The organism is Streptomyces sp. GC420 (genome assembly GCF_009916105.1).
In the GTDB taxonomy this organism is placed as follows: Bacteria; Actinomycetota; Actinomycetes; order Streptomycetales; family Streptomycetaceae; genus Streptomyces.
Genome location: NZ_JAAAXQ010000675.1, coordinates 1 through 2258 on the forward strand (window position 1 = coordinate 1; position 2258 = coordinate 2258).

Sequence of the window (2258 nt, forward strand, 5' to 3'; positions counted from 1 at the left end):
GACCTCGTGGTCCGCACCCACCGGGAGGAGTCCGAGGACGTGATCGCGCTGTACGCGGGGACGAAGCGCGGCTACGAGGACGAGCCGGTCCTCACCTTCAGCACGTCCGTGTTCGGCTGAGCCCTTCCCCCCGGCCCCTCCCGGGTGCCGGTGCGGGTCGGCGGACGGTCCCGCCACCGCGACGCGGGCCGTGTCGCCGCCCGGCACAGCGGCTCCCGCACCACCGCCGCCGCCCCGCACAGCCGCTCCCGCACCACCGCCGGAGACACCGCCGCCGGAGACACCGCCGCCGGAGACACCGCCGCCGCCGCCCCGGAGCCTGCCTCCCGCACGCACCACCACCCGGCACCGCCGCCGCCCCGGAGCCTGCCTCCCGCACGCACCACCACCCGGCACCGCCGCCGCCCCGGAGCCTGCCGGGTCCCGCACCACCGCCCGGAGGCCACGGACACCGGTCCCTGGGACCGGTCCCAAGCGCCACGTCACCAGTCCCCTGTCCCGTACAACCCTTGGGCCCCGGCGGTGGTCTTGCGTTCGCGACCGGAGCGCGGCGCCCGGAACGCGGACACGGTCGCACCCCCATCGAATCGGGAGCCCCAGGCATCCCGGTATGCAGCAGGAGAACCCCGCATGCACAAGCACCTCCGTATCGCCCTGGCCACCACGGCCGTCGCCGCGCTGACGGGCGGCCTGCTCTCCGCCGGCGCGGGTACCGCCCTCGCCGCAGGCTCAGGCCTGCGGGGCGACTTCAACGGCGACGGCTACCACGACCTCGCCGTCTCCTCCCCCCAGGCCACCGTCGCCGGCAAGAAGCGCGCGGGCCAGGTCACCGTCTTCTACGGCTCCGCGTCCGGCATCGACGCCTCCCGCCGCACCACCATCACGCAGAACACCAGCGGCGTGCCCGGCAGCGCCGAGACCAACGACCTCTTCGGCATGGCGACCGCCAACGGCGACTTCAACGGCGACGGGTACTCCGACCTCGCCGTGGGCGCGCCGTACGAGGACATGAACGGCGACACCGACGGCGGCACCGCCCAGATCATCTGGGGTTCCGCCGCCGGCCTGGCCGGCGGCACCACCATCGCCGACCCCGCCCCCACCAAGCACGACCAGTTCGGCACCGACGTCGCGGCCGGCGACTTCGACGGCGACGGCAAGGACGACCTGGTCACCGGCGACACCTCGAACACGCTGCGCGAGTTCAGGGCGGGCATCGCCAAGTCGGGCGCGGTCGGTCTCAAGTCGACGGCCACCGCCCCGATCATCGGCGCTAGCGACGCCGGCGTCCTGAAGCTCACCGCGGGCGACGTCACCGGCGACGGCCGGACCGATCTGGTCGTCAACGGCTTCGAGGACGACGCGTCCACGACGTACAACGCGAACTACTTCCTGCCCGGCGCCACGACCGGCCTCCGGGACGCCACCGAGAAGCTGTCCGGCGGGGTCATCTCCGCGATCGGCGACATCAACGGCGACGGCTACGGCGATCTGGTCACCGGTATGTCCTGGGACACCGGCGTGCCGGGAAGCACCAAGGGCGGCAGGGTCAACATCCGCTACGGCGCGGCCGACGGCCCCGGCGCCGCCGGGACGTCCGTCACCCAGGAGTCTGGCACGGTGCCCGGCTCCTCCGAGGCCGGCGACATGTTCGGCTGGGAGGTCACGCTCGGCGACGTCAACGGCGACGGGTACGCGGACCTCGCCATCGGCGCGCCGAAGGAGGACCTCTCAGGGGTCGCGGACACGGGAGCCGCCGTCGTCATGTACGGCGGCGCGAGCGGCCTCCAGAAGTCCGCGAACGTCCAGTACTTCGCCCAGAGCACCGGCGGCGTCCCCGACACCGACGAGAAGGGCGACATGTTCGGCGGTGAGGTCTTCCTGAGCGACCTCAACGGCGACGGCAAGGACGACCTCTCGGTCGGTTCCAACTACGAGAACACCAACGGATCACTGACCGTGCTGACCTCCAACGGCACCAAGATCTCCACGACCGGCGCCCGGGCGATCTCGGCGTCCGCCGCCGGGGTCAGCACGGACGGCACCCCGGAGTTCAGCGCCGTCATCGCCGGCTGACGGAACGGCGTGGGCGGCCCCGTGGCCGGCGCCGGCGGGCCCCAGGGCTCACCCCGGCGCCGGCCCGGGCCGGGCCCCGGCCGGCACACCCCGGGCCGGCGTCAACCCCGGGGGCTGTCCCACCGGGGTTCCCCTAGGGGATGTCACAGCTCGGACCCAATGCCCGCCCCTTACCCCGGGGG

Annotated in this window: 1 protein-coding gene; it reads left to right on the top strand. The window is 73.9% G+C overall.

The features are described 5' to 3' along the window. The first annotated feature begins 630 nt into the window (after window positions 1–630). Window positions 631–2076 (top strand): FG-GAP-like repeat-containing protein, encoded by a 1446-nt coding sequence (locus GUY61_RS37690; protein ID WP_166634789.1) that lies wholly within the window; start codon window positions 631–633, stop codon window positions 2074–2076. Window positions 2077–2258: the final 182 nt, after the last annotated feature.